Annotated in this window: 22 protein-coding genes and 1 pseudogene; 15 read left to right on the forward strand and 8 right to left on the reverse strand. The window is 60.3% G+C overall.

The window, feature by feature from the left end; all coding sequences use genetic code 11:
- Nucleotides 1-5: 5 nt before the first annotated feature.
- Complete coding sequence (locus GOB87_RS12670; protein ID WP_166317432.1) at nt 6-740, reverse strand: helix-turn-helix domain-containing protein; 735 nt, start codon at nt 738-740, stop codon at nt 6-8.
- Nucleotides 741-1,353: 613 nt separating this feature from the next.
- Here GOB87_RS12670 and GOB87_RS12675 point away from each other — a divergent pair.
- From GOB87_RS12675 to GOB87_RS12710, 8 genes are read left to right on the forward strand one after another with little or no spacing between them, the layout of a single operon-like run.
- On the forward strand, nt 1,354-1,722 hold the full coding sequence (locus tag GOB87_RS12675; protein WP_166317435.1) for a hypothetical protein: 369 nt from the start codon (nt 1,354-1,356) through the stop codon (nt 1,720-1,722).
- Complete coding sequence (locus tag GOB87_RS12680; RefSeq protein ID WP_166317438.1) at nt 1,719-2,294, forward strand: hypothetical protein; 576 nt, start codon at nt 1,719-1,721, stop codon at nt 2,292-2,294. Before GOB87_RS12675 ends, GOB87_RS12680 begins: the two co-directional genes overlap by 4 nt.
- Nucleotides 2,294-3,487, forward strand: a complete 1,194-nt coding sequence (locus GOB87_RS12685; RefSeq protein WP_166317441.1) for a hypothetical protein — start codon at nt 2,294-2,296, stop codon at nt 3,485-3,487. Before GOB87_RS12680 ends, GOB87_RS12685 begins: the two co-directional genes overlap by 1 nt.
- A 1-nt stretch (nt 3,488) precedes the next feature.
- Entirely contained in the window at nt 3,489-5,015 is a 1,527-nt protein-coding gene (locus GOB87_RS12690; protein ID WP_166317444.1) for a hypothetical protein, read from the forward strand.
- A 7-nt stretch (nt 5,016-5,022) separates the two neighbouring features.
- Nucleotides 5,023-7,368, forward strand: coding sequence for a DotA/TraY family protein (locus tag GOB87_RS12695; RefSeq protein WP_242006402.1), 2,346 nt, complete (start codon nt 5,023-5,025; stop codon nt 7,366-7,368).
- A 14-nt stretch (nt 7,369-7,382) separates the two neighbouring features.
- Nucleotides 7,383-7,793 (forward strand): hypothetical protein, encoded by a 411-nt coding sequence (locus GOB87_RS12700; RefSeq protein ID WP_166317447.1) that lies wholly within the window; start codon nt 7,383-7,385, stop codon nt 7,791-7,793.
- 58 nt (nt 7,794-7,851) lie between these two features.
- Nucleotides 7,852-8,838: a thiol:disulfide interchange protein gene (locus tag GOB87_RS12705; RefSeq protein WP_166317450.1), complete on the forward strand. Its 987-nt coding sequence runs from the start codon at nt 7,852-7,854 to the stop codon at nt 8,836-8,838.
- The gene (locus tag GOB87_RS12710; protein WP_166317453.1) at nt 8,835-9,371 is read left to right on the forward strand and encodes a hypothetical protein; all 537 of its coding nucleotides are present in this window, start codon (nt 8,835-8,837) and stop codon (nt 9,369-9,371) included. Before GOB87_RS12705 ends, GOB87_RS12710 begins: the two co-directional genes overlap by 4 nt.
- A gap of 38 nt (nt 9,372-9,409) precedes the next feature.
- Here the strand turns inward: GOB87_RS12710 and GOB87_RS12715 are convergent, their stop codons facing one another.
- Together GOB87_RS12715 and GOB87_RS12720 are read right to left on the reverse strand one after the other, a co-directional pair.
- The gene (locus tag GOB87_RS12715) at nt 9,410-9,706 is read right to left on the reverse strand and encodes a hypothetical protein (protein ID WP_166317456.1); all 297 of its coding nucleotides are present in this window, start codon (nt 9,704-9,706) and stop codon (nt 9,410-9,412) included.
- A gap of 55 nt (nt 9,707-9,761) precedes the next feature.
- Nucleotides 9,762-10,157 (reverse strand): hypothetical protein, encoded by a 396-nt coding sequence (locus tag GOB87_RS12720; RefSeq protein ID WP_166317459.1) that lies wholly within the window; start codon nt 10,155-10,157, stop codon nt 9,762-9,764.
- 626 nt (nt 10,158-10,783) lie between these two features.
- Between GOB87_RS12720 and repC the strand changes: the two genes are divergently transcribed.
- The 6 genes from repC to GOB87_RS12750 all read left to right on the forward strand — a co-directional run bounded on the left by repC (nt 10,784) and on the right by GOB87_RS12750 (nt 14,012).
- Entirely contained in the window at nt 10,784-12,022 is a 1,239-nt protein-coding gene (gene repC / locus GOB87_RS12725; protein WP_166317462.1) for a plasmid replication protein RepC, read from the forward strand.
- A 55-nt stretch (nt 12,023-12,077) separates the two neighbouring features.
- Nucleotides 12,078-12,368 (forward strand): DUF2312 domain-containing protein, encoded by a 291-nt coding sequence (locus GOB87_RS12730; RefSeq protein ID WP_166317465.1) that lies wholly within the window; start codon nt 12,078-12,080, stop codon nt 12,366-12,368.
- A gap of 172 nt (nt 12,369-12,540) precedes the next feature.
- On the forward strand, nt 12,541-12,849 hold the full coding sequence (locus GOB87_RS12735) for a hypothetical protein (RefSeq protein ID WP_166317468.1): 309 nt from the start codon (nt 12,541-12,543) through the stop codon (nt 12,847-12,849).
- A gap of 85 nt (nt 12,850-12,934) precedes the next feature.
- The gene (locus GOB87_RS12740; RefSeq protein ID WP_166317471.1) at nt 12,935-13,177 is read left to right on the forward strand and encodes an AbrB/MazE/SpoVT family DNA-binding domain-containing protein; all 243 of its coding nucleotides are present in this window, start codon (nt 12,935-12,937) and stop codon (nt 13,175-13,177) included.
- Nucleotide 13,178: 1 nt separating this feature from the next.
- A complete protein-coding gene (gene mazF / locus GOB87_RS12745; RefSeq protein WP_166317474.1) occupies nt 13,179-13,508 on the forward strand; it encodes an endoribonuclease MazF in 330 nt (109 codons plus the stop codon).
- Between the two features lie 3 nt (nt 13,509-13,511).
- Nucleotides 13,512-14,012 carry a hypothetical protein gene (locus GOB87_RS12750; protein WP_166317477.1) on the forward strand — a complete coding sequence of 167 codons (501 nt, stop codon included), beginning with the start codon at nt 13,512-13,514 and terminating at the stop codon, nt 14,010-14,012.
- Between the two features lie 74 nt (nt 14,013-14,086).
- Here the strand turns inward: GOB87_RS12750 and GOB87_RS12755 are convergent, their stop codons facing one another.
- From GOB87_RS12755 to GOB87_RS12770, 4 genes are read right to left on the reverse strand one after another with little or no spacing between them, the layout of a single operon-like run.
- The gene (locus GOB87_RS12755; protein ID WP_166317480.1) at nt 14,087-17,242 is read right to left on the reverse strand and encodes an error-prone DNA polymerase; all 3,156 of its coding nucleotides are present in this window, start codon (nt 17,240-17,242) and stop codon (nt 14,087-14,089) included.
- 3 nt (nt 17,243-17,245) lie between these two features.
- Nucleotides 17,246-17,491: a hypothetical protein gene (locus tag GOB87_RS12760; RefSeq protein WP_146892668.1), complete on the reverse strand. Its 246-nt coding sequence runs from the start codon at nt 17,489-17,491 to the stop codon at nt 17,246-17,248.
- Nucleotides 17,491-19,008, reverse strand: coding sequence for a DUF6504 family protein (locus GOB87_RS12765; RefSeq protein ID WP_166317483.1), 1,518 nt, complete (start codon nt 19,006-19,008; stop codon nt 17,491-17,493). The genes GOB87_RS12760 and GOB87_RS12765 overlap by 1 nt, the downstream gene beginning before the upstream one ends.
- Nucleotides 18,908-19,675 carry an ImuA family protein gene (locus GOB87_RS12770; RefSeq protein WP_166317486.1) on the reverse strand — a complete coding sequence of 256 codons (768 nt, stop codon included), beginning with the start codon at nt 19,673-19,675 and terminating at the stop codon, nt 18,908-18,910. The genes GOB87_RS12765 and GOB87_RS12770 overlap by 101 nt, the downstream gene beginning before the upstream one ends.
- 82 nt (nt 19,676-19,757) lie before the next feature.
- Between GOB87_RS12770 and GOB87_RS12775 the strand changes: the two genes are divergently transcribed.
- Entirely contained in the window at nt 19,758-20,081 is a 324-nt protein-coding gene (locus GOB87_RS12775) for a hypothetical protein (protein ID WP_166317489.1), read from the forward strand.
- 376 nt (nt 20,082-20,457) lie between these two features.
- Here GOB87_RS12775 and GOB87_RS12780 read toward each other — a convergent pair.
- Nucleotides 20,458-20,558, reverse strand: a pseudogene (locus GOB87_RS12780) (IS5/IS1182 family transposase); the annotation flags it as partial.

Genomic DNA, 20,558 nt, shown 5'->3' on the forward strand with positions numbered 1-20,558 from the left:
GCAGCCTACTGATCGTCTTTGAGGGATTCGAGAAGAAAGATGATCCCTCTTATGGTTGGTGTTGAGGCTGAGAGAGCCCGTAGCTTACTCAGCCGTACGGACAGATTTATTCTGGAGTTCGGATGATCTCCGTCAGGTAAAAACTCGTCGAGAGGCACCATCAAGGCTTCTCCGATCCGGATCAATGTATCCATTGATGGATTTCGGACACCATTCTCAATGACGTGGAGGGTGCGGCGCCCCATATTTGTGACTGATGCCAGCTCGACTTGAGTCAGGCCGCGCTCTTCGCGCACAGCACGAACTCTCTCGCCTAACGATATGAGAATTGGTGACGTGGTATCCGTTTCTGATTCGCCCGCGTCCGTGCCAAGTATTTGCGCCAATTTCTCAAAGTGACTGAGTAGCGGATCAAGATTGTGCGCTAATGAAGCCGCTTCACAACCGAGCTTCTGCGCTTTATCGAGGGCTGTTTTAGTTGGTTGGTCTGGTAAAGGTTTGATGGAATAGAGGTCAGAACCCACTATATCCTTCGTGAAAAGGCCGAGGTTGGAAATAACTCGATGATAAAGTTCGAATAAGGTGTTCTCACCTCGCTCGATCTTGGAGATTGTACTTTGTTGTGTATCAGTTATATACGCCATCTTGAGCGTAGTTAAGTTTCGCTCATGCCGAATATTCCTAATTTTCTCGGCTAAATTATGCCTGAATTCGGCGGCTGGATCATTCTTTGCCTGCATCTCGGGTTTCTCACTCGTTCACAGCTATCGGTTCAATTCTCAGCAGGCGCTGATTACGCGCGCATGATGCACGTGTCCCCGCTTGATAGACGAGACCGGTGCGCGAGGGAAACGACAAGGCATAGCGGCAGCTCAGTCGCACGATCATGCGTCACGATGGGTAAACGTCCGATGAGGAGTTCCCATGTTTGCGTTTGTTCTTGTTCCGTATTTACACGGTATGCCTCCCGCGTCGTCGCAGGCAGTGACTGAGCCAGCCGTCTCACTCCCCGCGTCCGCACCTGTCACATCCGAGCCACTTGCTGCACCCAAGATACCCACGCGCCCTGCGGTTCCATTCGCGCGCGGCTTCGGTCGCGACGTACCCCTCGCCTTTGCTGCGCGGCAGATCGTGCCCGCGAGACTAAGCGTGGGGTTCGGTCAGGGCGTGGATCCAGAGCGACACGTGAACTGGCAAGGAGGTCGCCCCTGGCCAACAGTTCTGTCTGATGTCGCAAAGACGACCGACAGTACCGTTCGTTTCACGTCAGGGCGCGTGGATTTTCTCTCAAACAAATCCCGTTAGTCGCACGCGGATGCGCTGGAATGGTCCTATCCATTTCAGGAGGTCGTCATGAATGAGCCCGTCGAGGCCCCATCACCCCCAAACATCTCTCTGGCACTGACCGGTGTAACCGACGTCCTGTGTGCCCAAAACGGACACACCTCGGATCCAAGCCGCGACCCAACGGTGCTGAATCATGCCCGTTCACTTCTTGTGGCGCTTCCCAGTGCGGAACGCCGCGTCTTCGTTGAGGAGGCCATTGGCAAGGGAGGCACGAGCGCCAGCCTGATGCAAAGCGCGATTGAAGCGGACGCCGATCTACGCCGCTGGGCGGCCGACATGGAGAGGCTTGCTCTTGACGACGCGATTTTTGCGCCGTCCCGGCTCGATCTCGTGCGCGATGTGCTGGTCGCGGAGAAAAGGGGGGCATCCGAATGAAGAGGCTGGCGCTACTGGTGGGTGCCGTTGTCGCCTTCGGGCCGCTGACGGGTCACGCCCAGACAAGCTCGGCCACGACCACCGCTACGACAACCCAGGGAAGCGCGAACTGCGGCGTTCTGACGCAGGCCGCCGCCAACGCTCTCAACGGGCGTCTCGAGGCCAATAACTCTTATGAAAAACAGCCCGAAGCCGTCGGGACGCTGAGCTGTCTCGACAGTATCTTCAGCGGCACCGGACTCAATCTGATCTCGAATATCACCAATCCTGGGGCGATGATCGACTCTCTTCTCAACAATGTAGAGGGACAGATCTGCAGCGCCGCGCAATCGGCGTGGAACGGCACCGTGGGGGCCGCGCAGCAATGCGGTCTTGGCCTCAACGGTGTCAATCTGGGGCTCGGACTGGACACTGGGGGCGGCCTCATGTGCCCCTCCCTCAACTTTGGAGGCGATGGTCCGCAGCTTGGCTCGGTAGGTGTCGGAAACAGCACGAGCAATTTCTACAATAATGGCGTGCCGCAACTCCCGACCGGTTATTCGGACACGACCCCATCGGGAGGTATTTTCTGATGGGTTCCCGATCATCGAAACTCCTGGCCGGCGTGGCCATCGGAACGACGCTGTTCGTGATGGCTCCTCGACCTGCGCATGCGCTCTTCGGGGAGGCCGCAGTCGTGGCGGCCGTCAAGGCTTTGCAGTCGTTCACGGGCAAAGCCATGGACTCCATGACCAACAAGCTCAAGGACTCACTGACAAACAACCTGACCGACCTGAGCAATGGCAATTCCGTGTCGTCGCTTCTCAGCAAGGGTTTCACGCAACTTTCGAACTACGACAAGGCGGCGGTTGCGGCCGACGAGCGGATTGCCGATGCCTCGAATACGGCCATGGCCGAGTTCCTGCGTCGCCAGCAGGACACAGAGATCCGCGACCAGCACATGATGAACCCCGAGTTCTGCACGACGCTCGATGCCCAGCAGGGGATCATCGCAGCCTCCAAAGCCGCACGCACAGCAACCGAAGCCATCGCCATTGTCTCCGATAACCGGGGAGAGGCGGGGCCGGGATCGCCGTCCTACTACGGTAAGGCGCAGGGTGTGGGCGCAAGTATGGCGCTCCATGCGCGGCGCTATTGTTCCGAGGATGACGTAAGCGCGGGCCTCTGTTCCAGTCTGTCCCGGTTGCCCAACGCCGATCAACGGGCACGGTCTCTGTTCGGTCAGGACACCCTCTCGGCCGACGGTGCCGTGGATGCGGCCAACGATTACGCGACGACCCTGATCCAGCCGGTAGCCCCGGCAGCATTGCGCGGCGAGCAACTGACCACCACCGAGGGACGCGAAGCCGCTCTGCGTCGTCGCGCCTACAACGGACGTATGTCGCTGGCGCGTTACGTCCTGAACTTTGTAACCTCGCTTGAGATCCCGTCCATGCCGCTCACTGACGCCCAGAAGGCTGAAATGACGGCGGAAGGGATCACCACGGCGGATAAAGCCTCATGGCTCCAGGCCATGAGTCTTGAGGCAAACCGCCGCGTCTCCGGCGTGCAATGGAACGCTCAGATCCAGACTATGCCGCCTACCAGTGTGCTGCGTGAGCTGGCGATCGAGCAGGCACAGGCAAACTACCTCGCGCTGCAGAATTACCGGCTCCAGCTGTTCCAGACCACGCTTCAGGCGACGAGCGTCGCCCAGCACGAAGATCAGAGCTTCGGCCAGAAACTTACTCCCCTCCCATCTCCCGCAATTACGTCAGGAAACTGATATGTCCGAGACCCAGACGGCCACGATCCCCGACATCAAGGATGTCTTCCAGCACCTTGATCGCGTGCGCCCAGAGCTTGAGAAACATGCCCCGCAGCTGGTGCAGACCATCGACACGCTGGCGCGCAAATCCAGCGATCCCGAGGAGCGGGGCAGCGAGCAGTTCCGCACCCGTGTCGGCCAGGCCCTGCAGGATGCCGAACGTGTCCTCGGCCCGGTTCTTCCCAAGGATCATGCCCTGCGTCCGGAGATGGACATGCGCGGCGTGACCATGCCCGGCCTTGAAGTGCCCGAGGTCGCGCACCTTCTCAGTCAGACGCCAGATCTTGCTTCACAGCCAATGGTGGACCGGATCCGTGGGCTTGCGCATGACACGGCGAGCATGGGCCGCGATCAGCGCGATAATCCCGAAATCGAGCATGCGGTTGGGCTTGTAACGCGCGATATCGCGCAATCGCCCCGGCTTTCGCAGGGTGCCGTCGCTCACGAGCCCAGCAGCGCAAGCGCACGTGAGCCGGTCGAGCCGCATTCTGAATCTGGATCTGAACACCCCAACGCACCGCACGAGCCGCCAGCACCAACGGAGCCACACGAGACAGCGCCGCGGCACGATCCCGATCACGATACCAAACTGCATGCGTCACCCGGTGGCGGAAGCGTCCCTCATGCACCCGGCGACGAACAGGTCGCGGTCCCTCCAACAGACGATCCGTCCACGCACGCAACCTCGGAACAGCCCTCCTCGCAGGAGAAAGCGACACCGCCCGAACCCAAAACGGATACGGCAACGAGCAAGAACACCTCTGCGAACAACAGGGACAACGCAAAGACACCCGAAGCGGATGAGCAGGACAAGAAGGAGCAGCCAACCGTTGTTGTTCGCGGTCCGGGTGTCTTTGGTCGCATCCTCGACGCGATCCGACCGAGCACAATCACGCCCGAGCAGAAGGTCATGACGCCCAGTTGGGTGCAGAAGGTCAATGAACAGACGGAACGCCATGTCGCTCGCGAGGACAACGAAACCGTCGCTCGCGCGGAGCATTGGGGTGCGCGAGCGACACGCGCCCTTGATGCCCTGCAACAGGCACCGGCCTCGACGGTGATGGCAGAGATTTCGAACGCTGCACAGAATGATACTGGCGGAATGGATGCCGTGCTGGGCGGCATGAAACCGGGCGGACGCTATGAAGCTCTGCACGGAAAGTTTCGTGAGCAGCAGGCCAACAATCAGGCATTTGCAGCGCAGCTCAAGGAAGCTGGCGATGCCGTGGCCGCTTACGGAGACCATCGCGCCAAGGTCGAAGATGTCGGTATGCGACGAGGAACCGGTGCCGAACTGAGCCAGAAGTTCCAGGGTCTTGACGCGGAAGTAGGCGAGAAAGCCGGGAAGGTGCCGGGAAAGGAGCCTGGAAAAAGCATGCTGGACGACATGGGCGAGAAGATTCGTGAAGTCGTCAAGAAAGCCGTGACGCTCGCCGCGAACCTCATTCGGCCGTCACCGTCCGCTTCCGCCAGCCCGAGCCCGTGAGATCCACATGATGTATCGCCGTTTTCCACTGAAAGGCAGCACAGCCGGAGCCCTCGCAGGCGCGGTTGTCTGCGCGCTTCCGTGGCTTCACACAGCCCATGCTCAGTCTGTCGCTGGATCGAGCAGCTCCGACACAAGCTACGGCGTCACCTGGACGATGCTCGATCCCGGTGATGACTTCGCCGCAACGGTTATCCGCTCGGTATTTCCCGTATTTGGCTCGTCAGGAACGACTTCGACCGGAACAGAGGCCAGTGTCATCGGCACCATGCTCGGGGAGTTCTCCGGAATGGTGATGGCCTTCGCCATGGCCTACGTGACCTACGCCTTTCTGATGAACACTCACCGCTCGGCTGAGACGTCACAGGTTCTCGGCTCCAATCAGACGTCCATGAGCATCGTGCGGATGTGCTTCGCAGCGATCATGATGTTTCCGATCGACGGCGGGTTCAATGCCGGACAGGCCGTGGTCGAACAGGGCGCGTTATGGGGGATCGGTATGGCGCGGACGCTTTATGCGTCCGCCGTTCAAGCCATTGGGCCGGACGGGAAGGTCATCGCCACGCCGATCGTTCCCGGCACGAAGACCACGGTCAGCGGTCTGGTGATCGCAGAGATGTGCCGCGATCTCGTCAATCTCGCCTCGAACAATGCCAATCTGGTGCCGGCGCCCACCGGTATAAGTGTGTCCACGCAGCTGGGGGTGAGCACGGGACTGATTACCTACAACTACGATATGGCGGGAGGCAGCGGGATTCCGGTGTGCGGACAGGTGACGATCGACGCACCGCAGGCTTCGACACAGGTTCTTGGCGTCACGGTCGATGCCGCCGGAATGCAGAAGGACGTCCTTGATAGTGTGCTGGCGAGTGACATTCGCGGTCCGGTTCTGCAGGTCGTGCAGAATTACTGGAACACCCGCCAGTCCTCTTCGCTTGCCCCTCTTATCAACGTCATTTCGACGGCGACCAATGATTACACAAATCGCCTGACGGCCAAGGCGGCCAGCGTCCGCTCGCAGGTGCAGTCTGCGGTCGCTAAACGCACCCAGAGCTTTCAGGACTGGGGCGTCTCGACCAGTGGCGATTCAACAAGCACGAAGGATCAGCTTGATTCCCTCGGCTGGACAGGAGCGGGGGCCTACTATCTCGAGTTCGCCCGCCTCAATGGCGAGACGCTCTCGCTCATGGCCTCGACGCCGACCGTGACTGCGCCCAGCTTCACCGGCCTCGGTGACGCTCTCAAAGGTGACATCGCGCCGATCATGCGTTCGGCTTCGATCTTTGTCGAAAACATCAAGAATATGGTTGCTACACAGGACGGGTTGAACGCACCGGGTGGAAATGGCGATCTCTATAGCGGCATCACGCCGACAGGTGATGGATCGGGCGTCCTTTCGCAAATCGCACGCTCGCTTCATCTGAGTGATTCCGTGCTTCAGGCCGGAATGGCGTTCATCGAACCGTCCGGCTCAGACGGTTACTGGACCGATCCGTTTGGCAATCTGATGGGCCTGGGCAACTGGATGATAACGACCGCCCTCGGCGCGATGGCGGCCGCCGCCCTCATGGGGTCCGACACGGGGACGGCGCTCATGGAGGTCGGTTCGATCCTGACCATGAACTTTGAGGGCGCGGCTGCGGCCGGTATCGGCCATGCGGTCGTCACCTTTCTCTCCACGCCGATCTTTATGGGCTGTCTTGCGCTGCTGATTCCCGGCCTCACGCTGGCGTTCATCCTCCCGATGATCCCATGGGTCATGTGGATGGCCGCCGTCGCAGGATGGTTGGTGATGGTGTTCGAAGCCATGATCGCCGTTCCGTTGTGGATGTTGGCTCACATGACCATGTCCGGCGAAGGGCTCCACGGTCACGCCCGCGCTGGCTATGCGTTGATCTTCAATGTCGTGTTTCGACCGACGCTTATGCTGTTCGGTCTTTTCCTCGGCTATTACGTGTTCGACGCAACCTCATGGCTCATCCATCAGACGTTTGGCGTAGCGGCAGGGTTTGTTCTCTCCCGAGGCTGGCTGATCACCAACCTTCTGGGCCTGGTGGTTCTCCTGAGCCTCAACGTCATGGTTCACGTGACGCTGGCCATGATCTGCTTCCGGCTGATCTCCATTCTACCGGAGCGTGTTCCGGCGATGATCGGGCTGCACATGGCGGATCGTGTGGACATTGATCAATTCTCTCGGGATGCGGCGGTGGTCGGGATGGCGGGAGCATTGAAGACAATCCAGCAGTCTCTGGATCCTGCCACTTCAGGCAAGGCATCCTCGAAGATGCTTCCAAAAGGAGCCAGCTCCTCTATAAAGTCAGGTGCTGATACGACCATGGCAAAGATCAGCTAGTAGGGAGAGCCGCCATGAGTATGCTGACTGGATATGTTCTCGGCCAAATGGCCGGATCCCAGCAAGAGTGGCTTAACAAGTGGCGGAACCATTTGAACCGGCGTTCAAATGGAGAGATGACCTATGAGGAGGCGGTCGATGAGCTTCTCAGGCAAAGAGCGGCGCTCGCCGAAACCATCAGCGGATTACGCCAGGAATTAGCGAAATATTCGTCTGATGCCGCCAGTCAGAAGGCTCGCATCGCCGAGCTTGAGGCTGAACTGGCAGCACGAAACGCTCGCGTTTCTGAGTGGGAACGGTATGGCGAGGTTATGGAGAGAAACCATTCTCGTCTGCGTGCCTGGTCGAACCATGCGGAAGTACAACTACAGCGTTACCACGCTCTATACGGCCCTCTTCCGGCCGACAAAACTTCCGAGAAATAAATCAGCTTAGTCGCAGGGCACATCCTTAGGCTCTCTGGAAATAGACCGGAGAGCCACAATGCGATGTCTTTTAGCCGGTGCTCTCGTCGCCGGCACCTTTCTTTCCGTAAGCCCCAGCTTTGCCCAACAGGCGCAATGCGCGGCACCTGATGTTCAGGCGCCCGCCACGGCAGGCGCGCCCGGCGATGCGGTCCAACGTCTTGTTGGTAACGGGACGGCCGTGACGTGGGAAATGCCACGCTTCGGGTTACAGGTTGGGATAGCGAAAAAGACAGATCAGGTAATGATCTTCTTCACCGATCCTGACCATCGCTATGTCCTTGGAGGTACGGTTGTCCCTGTGCCTTATCAGACCCTGCGCACGGCGCTTACCGAGCGTGCCCACGATCTCGCGCCTGAGCTTGGTCTCAAAGGCATGTTTGTGCAAAACGGCCCGCATTTTCAGGTGCTCTACGCGACGCCAGATGGTCAGGGCGCGATAGCTGGAACACTGTGGGACGCTCAGGGCAGAAATATCACGCGCCAGCAGATCCGCCTTATTCCAGGCGCAGTGCCAAGCGTGCGAATTGACGGTGGAGCGATGCGCGCGTCCCAGCCGCTCGCCGATCAGATTCATGGAGGCGACGTCGGCTCCCCTGAAGCGCCCCAGGTCGTGATGTTTATCGACCCGCGCTGCAGTTTTTCCGTCCGCGCCATGCGTCTTCTCCAGCCTGCGGTCGATCGTGGCCGAGTGCGTCTGAAGGTCGTCCCCCTGTCGCTTCTCGACTATGAGGACGCCGGAGCCAGCACCCGCTACGCGCTTGCGATGGTGGGGAGACCCGCGAGTTTCATGGTCAGCGACTGGATGAACGACCAGCTTGGCGCACATCTCGATCAGACGTCCACGGCCGCAAAAGAGGCGCTGGATCAGAATATGACCGTTGCACACTCCCTGTCTCTCACCGGCACCCCCACTTTCTTCTGGCGCAAGAGGGACGGAACCGCGGGACGCCTTGACGGCGTGCCACGTGATGTTGACGCATTCCTTGCGGAGTTCGGACAATGAAGACCGAAAATAAACCGACGCCGAAGCCGTCACGAGGACGCGCCCTGCGTTCCCTTGGCTTTCTCGCTCAGTCCCCGCTACGACCGTTCTCCCTGAGCGACGTAAGAGGCGGGGCAAGCCTTGTGAGCGGTCTCTACGAGCTTCTGAAACGACGCGGGGGTGTGAGGGATGGGGTTCGACTATCTGACGGACGGATTGATGTGGTCGCGACGGCTGCGGCCTACGGTGTGACGCCCCAGGCCGTCGAAATATTTCTCGCACAACAGCAAAATGCCGCCTACTGGCGTACGGTGGCTGGCATTGGTCTTTCGCTGTGCCTGTTAGGAGCGTGGCTGTACGTCGCGCTGTTCTGGAGCTGGAACAGGCAGCTTCTTGTCACCGCCCTTGAGTTCCTGCCGTTCTGGACGGCGCTCGCCATGTTCGTGCTGGAAGCGGCGCGGGAAAACTGGATCTATCGCGAACGACGGACGGGCAGTGTGCGCGCGTTTATCACCAGTGCGGACACACTTTGGCCCCAACGCTCAGCTTCGTAAAAAACGAAAAAGGGGCGGATCGGAATCCGCCCCTTTTGTCAGAAGGTTCCGGCCGGCCGGCTCTCATCGTCTCCGGCCGCTCCGCTTGCCCACGGCGCGTGTTCATAGTCCTCGCGCCCTGCGGTCACGCGAGGATCCTCGATCCTTTGCACAGTGCCATTGCGGTTTAGAACGGGAGCGGACCAGGCGATACCGGCCGAACCATAGGCGGCACCTGGATCGTAGTTGGCGTGGCGCAATGGTGGTGGTTTGGGGCCATGCGTGCGGGATGCTGAAACATTCCCTGCACATCCGGCGAGACATAACGTCGAAGCGAGCAACACGACGCGATTCATACTGGTTTCTCCATGTGAATATCAGAAGAAACCGTCTTACTGACAATCCTTGCGACTAAGAGTTTTTCACCGCGAGAATTGCATCAATTTCGCAAATACAGGCGTTGGTCGGCGGAGAGTTAGAGTGCGAGCAGTCCATATCTCCAACGACTTCGCAAGGCATTACCTCTCTTACCAGCGCAACAATCATTTGGATCTCCTCGTGAAACTCCGAGGGAGGATTATTTCCCTTTAGCTCTTCGAGAAGGCTCCGACAGTTTTCCTGTCGTTTTACAAAACTTCCGCAAAAACGGGGATCAAGCGCCGCCAGATGATCGAATCTTTCCATCGCGAATAGTTCTCTCCGAATACTCTCAATAATCTCGCGGACGATTGTGGATTTCTGGTCCAGAAGTCCGGTCTGCGGCGAGGAGAGGGGCGGCTGAGTACGCGCGAGGAGGGAGCGTGGCATTTATTCACCTGAAAGGCATCGATTGTTCGCCCAAAAGACAGAGAGCTTAAAAGATGCGTTAGAGAGACACCTAGTCATCTTGGGAAATACTGCCCATTTCAAAACGAAGGCTGATTCCTTTCTCGATTTAACAGAGCCAAAATCGTAATGGAATCGTTAATACGGGATTTTGCTAAAAAATGTTGCAGGACATTGCAGAGTGAAACGGCCGCACGTAACGGCCGCTGCGTCGAATAGTTCCGTTGGCTTCGAGAAAAAAGTTTTACTCAGTCGCGTACCGTTCAGGCTTGATGACAGCACGATGACGAACGGGAAGGAATCGCCTTCCCCTGCGCGTCGGTACCCGGCAAGGAAGAGCCTTGTCACAGAGCAGGAGATGAACGGATGACGTAAGCCAGACCCCAGATACGTTTAAGGCCCCGCTTTCGCGAGGCCTCAGTGACGGTCGATCTTTATCCTTCAGACCGGTTTGGCGACCGGAGAAGGTAGGAAACTGCTTCTGGATAGAGCTTTTTCTCCTACACTTCTGGCTGAAATGCAAGGTTTTCTTGCAAACGGGATCGGCTGTTCTGATGCTAGCGTGGATCGCGCGGCCTCGGCTTCACCCGAGACCAGAAGAAGTGTTTATGAATCAGCGGATTACGGAACGTCCAAGCGGTGCGCGACGCATCACGCCTGCGATGGTGCTGGCGCAGAGGGCGGCCGAGATGCAGACCATGAGTGATGCCTCTCCCAAGGATATTCTCAGCGTGCTCCGCAGGGCGCGCAGCGCCGTTGGCCTGACCTGTCAGCAGACGGAATTGCTTGCGTTCCTCGTAAGCTGGACGCGACCGCAGGACTGGGGCGAAGACGGACTACCGATCTGTGCGGCCCGCAACGCCGACATCATGGAGCGGTTCGATCTCGGCCGGACCCGCGTGAAGGAACTGATCCGTTCACTGGCCGAAGCCGGCTGGCTCATCTGTAATGACAGTCCCAACGGGCATCGGTTCGTGCGACGCGCGGGGCGCACGGGGCCTGTGACGCATGGATATGGGTTCGACCTCTCACCCTTGTCACGGCGGTTCGCCGAACTGGAACAGGCCGCTCTGGCTCAGGAGGAGCGCCGCCGCGAAGGCCGGCGCCTGCACGGAGATGTCATGGGTCTGGCCCGCAAGGCGCTGGCCCTGTGTGCGGCCGGGGAAGAGGCAGGCGTCCCGCGCGTCCGGCTCGAGACCTACGAACGGGAGGCCCGGGAGTTACTCGCCCTGCGCGGTCGCGACCGTGACATCGCAATCCTCACTCCTCTGGCCGAGAGGCTCGCGGGTCTCGTGGGGCGCATAGAGACCGATATTCTCGCCGTTATTCCTGTGGAAAGTGACCCCATGGGGTCGCCCGAGCGACCCCCTATTACAACTACAAACCCAGACCATTCAGCTAAAGCTACAGTAAGCGGAAGCGGCTACGCCGCTAAAGCTCATGAAGCTTCGCGTAGCGAGAATGAGCCGCAGCACGTCACCCCGACCTCGCCCTTGCGCGGGTTCAGGGCTACGCCGTCTTTCCTCCTCCAGATCGCGCCGGGCCTGCGTGATCTGTGTCCGAGCAGTCGCCCGTCTGAGCGCGAAATCATGGAAGCCGTGCCGTTCCTGTGCCATTCGCTCGGGATATCCACCCATGCGTGGCGTCAGGCCATCAACGTCCTCGGTCCCTATGAGGCGGCCGTCGCGCTCTGCGTGATCGCGGCGCGTCACGGGCGGGGCGAAGTGCGCTCACCGGGCGGAATGCTGCGGGCGATGATTGCCCGTCACATCGAAGGCACGCTGGCACTCGACCGCTCGCTCTACGGTCTTGCCGAACACCTCGATACCTCGAAAGCCGTCCATTGAGGACGTTTTCAGTCGCACGGGACTGGCTGACACTGGGCAAACGAAGGGAGATGTCATGTTGGCAACATACGACGACAGCACCATTGAGCATGTGCCTCACACTGACCCAGCTGTTGGTGGGATCGCGGCCGATCGGCTACGCGCGATCATTGAGCGGATCGAACGGCTGGAGGAAGAGCGCAAGGCGCTCGCAAGCGACATCAAGGACATTTTCGGAGAGGCGAAATCGGCCGGGTTCGACGTGAAGGTGATCCGTCAGATCATCAAGCTTCGCAAGATGGAGCCTGCCCAGGTTGAGGAACAGGAAACCCTTCTCGATATCTATCGTCGTGCTCTGGGGATGTGAGAGACCGTGATCCTCTGTCGCGCTGCGCGGCCTACGGCGCGTGCGTCGCACGCACGCCGACAGATGTGGCGACGAGGGCACGAGACGAGCGGTCTGCTCGGGAAGAGATCGGAGATATGCCAGTTTTGGACACAGTTCGGCAAAACGATCGCGTTGGGAAGGTTGGATTTTAATGGGACATGATACCACGAAGCTCGTGACGATCCTCGGCCCACTGGTCGAACTGGAAAAGCAGGCCGCGTCCTGTGCGTCGCTCGAGGAGTACCACGCTTTGCGCAGGAGGGGTGAGGCAACGAACACACAGGTTCTCGGTGAGATCCGGGCGTTCGTGAAGGAAGGTGGATTTTCACTGCAGGAACTGCGTGGCCTATACTACGATGTTCTCAAGAGTCCTGCCTACGCAGACGACCCCGAGGCGCAGGCTAATGTCACGGCCATCCTCAATGAGGCTTTCGAGGGGATCGCGGGGTGGAGCCGATAAAAGGGCGGGGTTATGGTCGATACGTTGTTGACACATATCCGGGCGGTCGAGTAGTATTACTATGTCGATACATAGAGGGGCGCTCATGCAGGTCTTCGTCAAAAAATGGGGCAACAGCGCATCCGTGCGTCTTCCCGCTGCGATCATGAAGGCTGCCGGTCTGCAGGTGGATCAGGCAGTCGATGTCAGAGAAGAAGCGGGACGGATCATCATCGAACCGGTCGAGAAGCCCGAGTATGATCTGGCTGACCTGCTGGCCGGGATCACGCCTGAGAACATCCACGAGGAAGTCGATTTTGGCGCACCTGTCGGCAAGGAACGTCTGTGAGATGGACGATTATGTGCCGTCAGAAGGCGAGATTATCTGGCTGAATTTCACGCCGCAGTCAGGTCACGAACAGGCTGGGCACAGACCGGCCGTGGTTTTGTCGCCAGCGGCCTACAATCGCATCGGTCTGCTTCTGTGCTGCCCCACAACGACGAAGGCAAAAGGCTATCCGTTTGAGGTCGCCATTTCCGGCAAAAGACCAAGTGTAGCGCTCGCGGACCAGATCAAGTCGGTTGACTGGAAAACAAGAGGGGCAAAGCGGAAAGGTCGGGTTTCCGACGCGGAGCTTTCCGAAATTCGTGCAAAGGCCCGCGCACTGATCGGAACATAGGTAATGAAAGATAAGAGTTATATCATGCACAGGTTGGTTGCTGTGCCGTTTGCGATCGCGTGTTTCGGCGCATCGCTTGCTCCTGCGGTGGCTCAGGATGGGTATTTCCATCGGTTCGGCAAGGCTGTGGAAGATGTCTCGCCTGGCTTCAAGGCGCGTCCAATTTCGCTTATGCCCGGGGTGGTGTTCAAATTTGGGGAAACCAAAGACGCAATGACCGGAACCGAGCCGTGTCCTGCGCCCCCTTTGCCGGCGTTCGATCCGCCTGAAAGCGGGTGCATCAGCGCGAGCCCTGGAATGGTCGAAGCCGTTTATCTCAAGAAGATTGGCACGAAAAACGCCATACGTTCTGGAATCCGGATCACCGGGACGACGGATGTTCCAGTAATAAGTCTTACGTCAATGGCCAGCGAAGATGGCACCCTGCAAACCTTCTCTCCACCGCTCAATGGCCAGCTCGTTCCCGATGAGGGTCCGTCTGAGAAATGGAGATATAGCAATTGAGATATAATCGGAGAGTTGCTCAAAAATAATTAGCTCAGGACTTCGGGTGAAGAGCGGATAAGCAGGCGACCAGATCATTGAAAGTTCCGTGCCCTGACCGCAACCGGTCGGCAGTTATTCTCTCCAATCTGTCGAAGTAGCACGGTCCCGTCTTCAAGGTTTCGCACAACCACGTGCATGACATCACCTTCGCGCTGCAGGGTGCCGTGAACGATCATCAGCGACGCGCCCATGACGATGGCCCGTTGCGCTTCGATCCGGTCTTTCCACAGGATCAGATTGGCCACCCCGGTTTCATCCTCGATCGTGACGAACATCACGCCTTTTGCCGTGCCGGGGCGCTGACGCATCAGCACCAGTCCCGCAATCACCACACGGGTTCCGTCCCGTGATGTCGCGAGATCCTCAGAGGGAATAATGCCTCTTTCCGTAAGCCCTTCGCGCAGGAATGCCAGAGGGTGCGCCCGCAGGGTGAGGCCGGTCGCGAGATAGTCTTCCACAACATCCGAGCCTTCGGTCATCGGACGCAGGATGACAGATGGTTCGATGACTTCCGGAGCAGGGCGGTTACGTCCGCGATCCGCCGCTGCAAACAGAGGGAGAGGTTCGTCTGCCAGGCCCTTGATCTGCCACAGGGCCGTGCGGCGATCGCAGTTCAGGCTGGCAAACGCATCCGCTTCGGCCAGACGCTCAAGAGCGACCGTTGGAACGTCCGCGCGGCGCCAGACGTCTTCGACACTTTCATAAAGAGGCATGCGATTGGCAATCAGACGCGCGGCGTCCGCGTTCGCCAGTCCTTTCACCAGCCGCAGACCGAGCCGAACGACCAGCCGCGCACTGCCTGGCCGACCTTCAAGCGTACAGTCCCATCGGGACTGGTTCACACAGATCGGCCGCACCTCGACCCCATGCTCACGGGCATCGCGGACGATCTGGGCCGGAGCGTAGAATCCCATGGGCTGACTGTTGAGCAATGCGGCGCAGAAGACGTCCGGATGATGGCACTTCAGCCACGACGAAGCGTAGGCGATTAGCGCGAAACTCGCGGCGTGACTCTCGGGAAATCCGTAGGAGCCAAAGCCTTCGAGTTGCCGGAACGTGCGCTCGGCGAACTCCTGCGTGTAGCCGTTGGCCACCATGCCGCGCACCATCTTCTCCCGAAAATCGGCGATGGACGCCGTATGATCGCGCATCTTCATGCCACGTCGCAGTTGGTCGGCCTCACTCGGCGTAAAGCCCGCACAGTGAATGGCCACCTGCATCGCCTGTTCCTGAAACAGTGGCACGCCCAGGGTCTTGCCGAGGATCCGGCGCAGGGCCGGCGAAGGGCAATCAGGCCGTTCCAGGCCTTCACGGCGGCGCAGATAGGGATGGACCATATCGCCCTGAATCGGACCGGGCCGCACGATCGCCACCTGAATCACCAGATCGTAGAAGGTGTGGGGCCGGGTACGCGGGAGCATCGCCATCTGGGCGCGGCTCTCGATCTGGAAGGTGCCGAGCGTGTCGGCACGGGCGATCATCGCGTAGGTCTGTTCGTCTTCGGGCGGGATCGTCGCCATGTCATAGGCGCGACGTCCGTGCCGCACCAGAAGATCGAAAGCGCGCTGCAGACAGCCCAGCATGCCAAGGCCGAGAACATCGACCTTCATGAAGCGCAGTTCGTCGATGTCATCCTTGTCCCAGACGATGATCTGACGATCTTCCATGGCCGCGGGCTGGATCGGCACCAGCTCGTCCAGCCGGTCATGGGTGAGGACGAAGCCGCCGGGATGTGTTCCCAGCTGACGCGGAAAGCCCAGGATCTGGCGGGCGAGATACAGCGTCAGCGACAGACGCCGGTCACGCAGATCGAGACCGATCTCCCGCGCACGGGTCTCGAGCTTCTCTTTATCATCCAGAGCGGATGCGAGATGTTTCGAGAGCAGGCCCAGCACATCGTCGGGCAGGCCCAGCGCCTTGCCGACATCGCGCACCGCGCCTTTCGGCTGATAACGCATCACGGTCGCGCACAGGGCTGCCCGCTGGCGGCCGTAACGCCGGTAGATCCACTGGATGACCTCTTCACGCCGGTCGCTGTCAAAGTCCACGTCGATGTCGGGCGGTTCGCGACGCTCCACCGAGATGAACCGCTCGAAGAGAAGACCGGAGCGCACCGGATCAATGGCGGTGATCCCGAGCACGAAGCAGATGGCGCTGTTGGCGGCCGAGCCACGTCCCTGGCAGAGGATTCCGATGGCGCGCGCATGGCGGACAATGGTGTTGACCGTCAGGAAATACGGTGCATAGCCAAGCTGACCGACCAGCCTGAGTTCGTGCGTGAGCTGGCGCCGCACATCGTCCGGTGCGCCGGCCGGATAGCGTGACGGGAGAGCCTCGCGCACCAGACGAACCAGCGTATCCTGAGAGTCTTCGCCCTCCACATCGGTCTCGGACGGATACTGGTAACGCAGTTCACTGAGCGAAAACCGGCACAGAGAGGCGATCTCGCCCGAGCGCGCCAGCGCCGCTTCATGGCCCCGATAGAGCGAGGCCATTTCAGTCGGGCCGCGCAGATAGCGATCCCGCCATGGCTCACGCAGCGCGCCGAGTGCGTCCATGCTCACATTGTGCCGGATGGCGGTGAGCAGATCCTGCAGCACGCTGCGGTCGGCCGCGTGATAGAGCACATCGCCGGTCACGACTGTCGCGACGTTAGCCGCTCCGGCCATACGCTCCAGCGTGTTCAGGCGTTCCGTATCGCCTGCCCGCCAGTGACGGCTCAGGGTGAGCCATATCCCGGCACAATGGTCGCGGATCCGCGTGAGAGCATCCAGTCGTTCCTGCAGCACCGCATACGGGGCGTCCGAAGAAAGCAGCAGCAGCAGGCGGGAGGCGCGCTCGCCCGTCAGATCACTCCACGCCAGATCGAGCCGTCCACGCTCGCCGCGCCGATGGCCAAGGGTCAGCAGGCGACACAGCTGGCCCCAACCTGCCCGGTCCACCGGATAGGCCAGCAGAACACTGCCGTCGCACAGCTCCACACGTGTGCCGGGCAGCAACCGGACTCCTTGGGTCTGTGCGGCGGCATGAGCGCGGACGATGCCGGCGACCGTGCCGTGGTCGGTGATACCAAGCGCCGGATAATCAAGCCGCGCCGCACGGGCGAACAGGTCTTCAGGATGGCTGGCGCCACGCAGAAACGAGAAGTTCGTGCAGGCCTGCAGTTCCACGTAGGCGGATGAGACCATGCCTCATCTCCCGTGCGGATGCCGGTGCGGCGTCGCATCGGGCTGCGGGGCTGCCGGTCTCCGGCACAGCACGAAGCCGCTGCGCTCGAGATGCTCGACCAGACGTTCGGCCACCACGCGCGCCATCAGCTCGTCGGCGTCATGCACGCGCCGTCTGCCGTCATAGCGAAGCCCATGAATCAGCGCCTCGGCGATCTCGGACGACGACGCCGGTGACAGGTCTTCCTTCGTTTCGTCTACCCCATTCATCAGAACAGTCCGTGGAGGAACCACGCGCCATCCCCTGTCCAGCTGTGCGTGCCGTCGCCCTGGCGATACAGCCAGAAGCGTTCGCCATGTTCGGTCTCGGCAATCCAGTAATCGCGGGCGGCGTGAAACTCGCTGTCCGAGAGCCACCATTCCCCCTGGATGCGCTCAGGACCGTCTGCGCCGCGCACCCGGTGCGTGCGGCCGTCCCAGACAAAGCGCTGCGGTGCGCCACTTTCGACCTCGGCCTCGACACGTAAGGGCTTTGGCGGATCGAGCAGACGGATGGGGCGGACGAAAGAAAAGGTGGATGTTGGATCGGCCGCATCCTGTGTAACCGGGGACTGTGCCTGAGCGCGCTCGGGGATCTGGCTGGCCCGTGGCGTAAGGCGGAACACCCGTGACGCACCGACGCGGTTGCACAGGCGGTCCACCAGACAGGCGAGATCGCCACTTCCATCCTGTCCGCGCTCAAGCACACTCTGGTCGCCCGTGGTCTGCCGCGCTTCATGGTGGGAGACGGTGAGCGTCATCACTTCGATCCCGAAACCCGATTCGATGACGGCGATCCGCTCCTGCAGAAGGCGGCGCAGATGGGCCGGCTGATCGACGGGCGACGCGGTGCCCACGCGCACCGGCTGGAGCGTGCCATCGACACGCTCACAGACCAGATCGAGCTGCCGTGCGCCCTGACCGCGCTGGCGCAGGATCTCGGAGATCTCGTCCACCAGTTCACCGATCACCACTGCCAGAGCCTCGGCCGTGCCGATCGGTTCCACCATCTGGCGCTGCGCGCGGATGGCATCGAGCGGAATGACCGGACGGATGGGTTCGGGACGGACGCCCAGCGCCTCGTCCAGCCGGTGCATCAGAAGATCTCCGAAACGCCGTGTCAGAGGCGCGCGGGCCGTGCGCCGCAGATCGCCAATCCGGGTAAACCCGAGGCGGATCAGCCCCTCGCAGGTCTCGGCCGGCAGGCGCAGGGCTGCAACGGGCAGGGGATCGAGAGCGGCAGCCGTGCCGCGCGATGGAACGAGTGTGTCCCGCTCACGCCCGAAGCGCGCCAGCGCGTGCGCAGCGCCGGGCGTGTCCGCAAGGGCGAGGCGGATATGATAGCCCAGCGCTTCCAGCCGTTCGCGCACAACCGCCAGCATGGCGTCCTCGCCGCCATACAGATGGGCGCAGCCGCTGGTATCGCACCATACGCCGTCCGGCGGATCCGCTGACGTCAGTGGGCACAACCACAGACACCAGGCCGCCAGTCGTTCCAGAGCGGCCTCGTCCGCTTCCCAGTTGCCCTCAAATGCTGCGAGGTCGGCGATCAGGCTCCGGGCGTGGGCCAGTGCCATTCCAGGGCGGACACCAGCCTGCCGGGCCATGACATCGGCCGCCATCACCACAGGGCGCCGGCCATCGTGCTCATGCAGCACAAGCCCCGTCCCGATGATCTCCTGCGGGTGGCGACGCCGCCACAGATCCGTGTGCCACAGGGGAAGCCAGATCGAGAGGATCCGTCGCATGCCCGGGTAATCCGTATGTCCAGGTGAAAGCGCGTCCGTCGCGGCTGCGAAGCAGCTCGATGCGCCAGTGTTCCAGACCCATCACGCTGTTCAGCGGCACCGGCCGCGCAGCCCCGATCCGCCAGCGGGTGTCGCAGGCGCTGGGGGGCGGTACTGCGCCGTTCGGGGTAGGGCGGAGCAGGAAACCCGTGGTGCCGGAGCTTTCGGCCGCAAGCTGCAGACGACGTGATGCGGTGAGGGAGAGCGGAACACAGAGATCGCAGACCAGCGCCGCCACCCCGCGCTCGCGCAGGACATCCTCGCAGAGCGGCAGAAGATCGCGGGTCTCGCTCTGCACACAGATCAGGCGTCCCGGCGAGAGGCCTGCGCCCTGCAGTCCGGCTGCATGCAGGTTGAGATGGTGTGCTGCAAGCCACACCACCTGGCCCGGTATCCTGGCCAGAACGTGGGCGACAAACCGCGTGGGGCGGGCGAGCAGGGCACGGTCACAACCGGTTCCGAGGAACTCGTGGACGCGGCCACGGCTCAGGCCCCCGCCCAGCCGCTCATCGAGAGCGGTGAATCCTGTCGGTAGATTGGCGTCCATCCCGGCAACGGCGTGATGCCGCTCCATGCGGCGGATCTCGTCGCGCAGGAGCGCGAGCGTATCGGCTGTTCTCCCGGCCATGGTGTGTCCTCGCTCAAAAACAAGAACATAAAGAGAACATAATACTGCTGTGAGTCAAGAATGAACTCGGTCGGTTTGAATAATGGGTCAGTTCATCGCGCTTCGCGGCCCATGGCCCGTGCGTCCCACGCACGACGATGAAGTGCGGAACGGTGCGGGCGTGCAGGACCGACTGCTCGGGAAGGGAAGGGAAGAGAAAAAAGCTCTCTACTTTCTCAACGAGATTGTTCTCAGTCGCACGAAATCGGTCGAGATTGACGTCACCTTAAACAGAAACGGACATCCCAATGTCGGATCGATCAGATACATGGCGCGAGTGGGAGACGACCTGCATTGGAGGATGCACTATCCGGTTTCGATCACGTTCGGAGCGGGTGGAGAACTGGTGGGAGACCGAGGTTTTTGAGATGACTGACGGCACGCGGACATGGACAGGCTCCGCTTATTTCAGTCTTGATGAAACCTCTACGTATTCCGTTGCAAACATAACGATCACAGATTCACCACACTTGAAGCTTAACGGATGCGAACATGCCTGTTCACTGGAAGCATTTGTCGTCTTTGCGTGGCCAGTTCTGATCGGATATAATAAATGTCCTGACCAAATAGGTCGGATAGAAACATAAATACATTTATACTAAAACAGATAGGAACAACGTCATGAATCCAGTTCTGCTTTTGGCGCAGTGGCTTGCCTCGGTGGGGTTTCTTCTATCTGGTATGTTTGCTCTCTGTAATGTCGGATCACACGATTCAACAGCACGGTTCGCTAAGAGCCTGAATCAGAAAGCGGTTTGATTGATTTTTCGCAGAACTCTGCGGATATGGGCAATCATCAACCATGCGCAGGATGACGAGATTGTTGTCTCGACATCCTTCGTGA

Source organism: Acetobacter estunensis, from assembly GCF_011516945.1.
Taxonomy (GTDB): Bacteria; Pseudomonadota; Alphaproteobacteria; order Acetobacterales; family Acetobacteraceae; genus Acetobacter; species Acetobacter estunensis.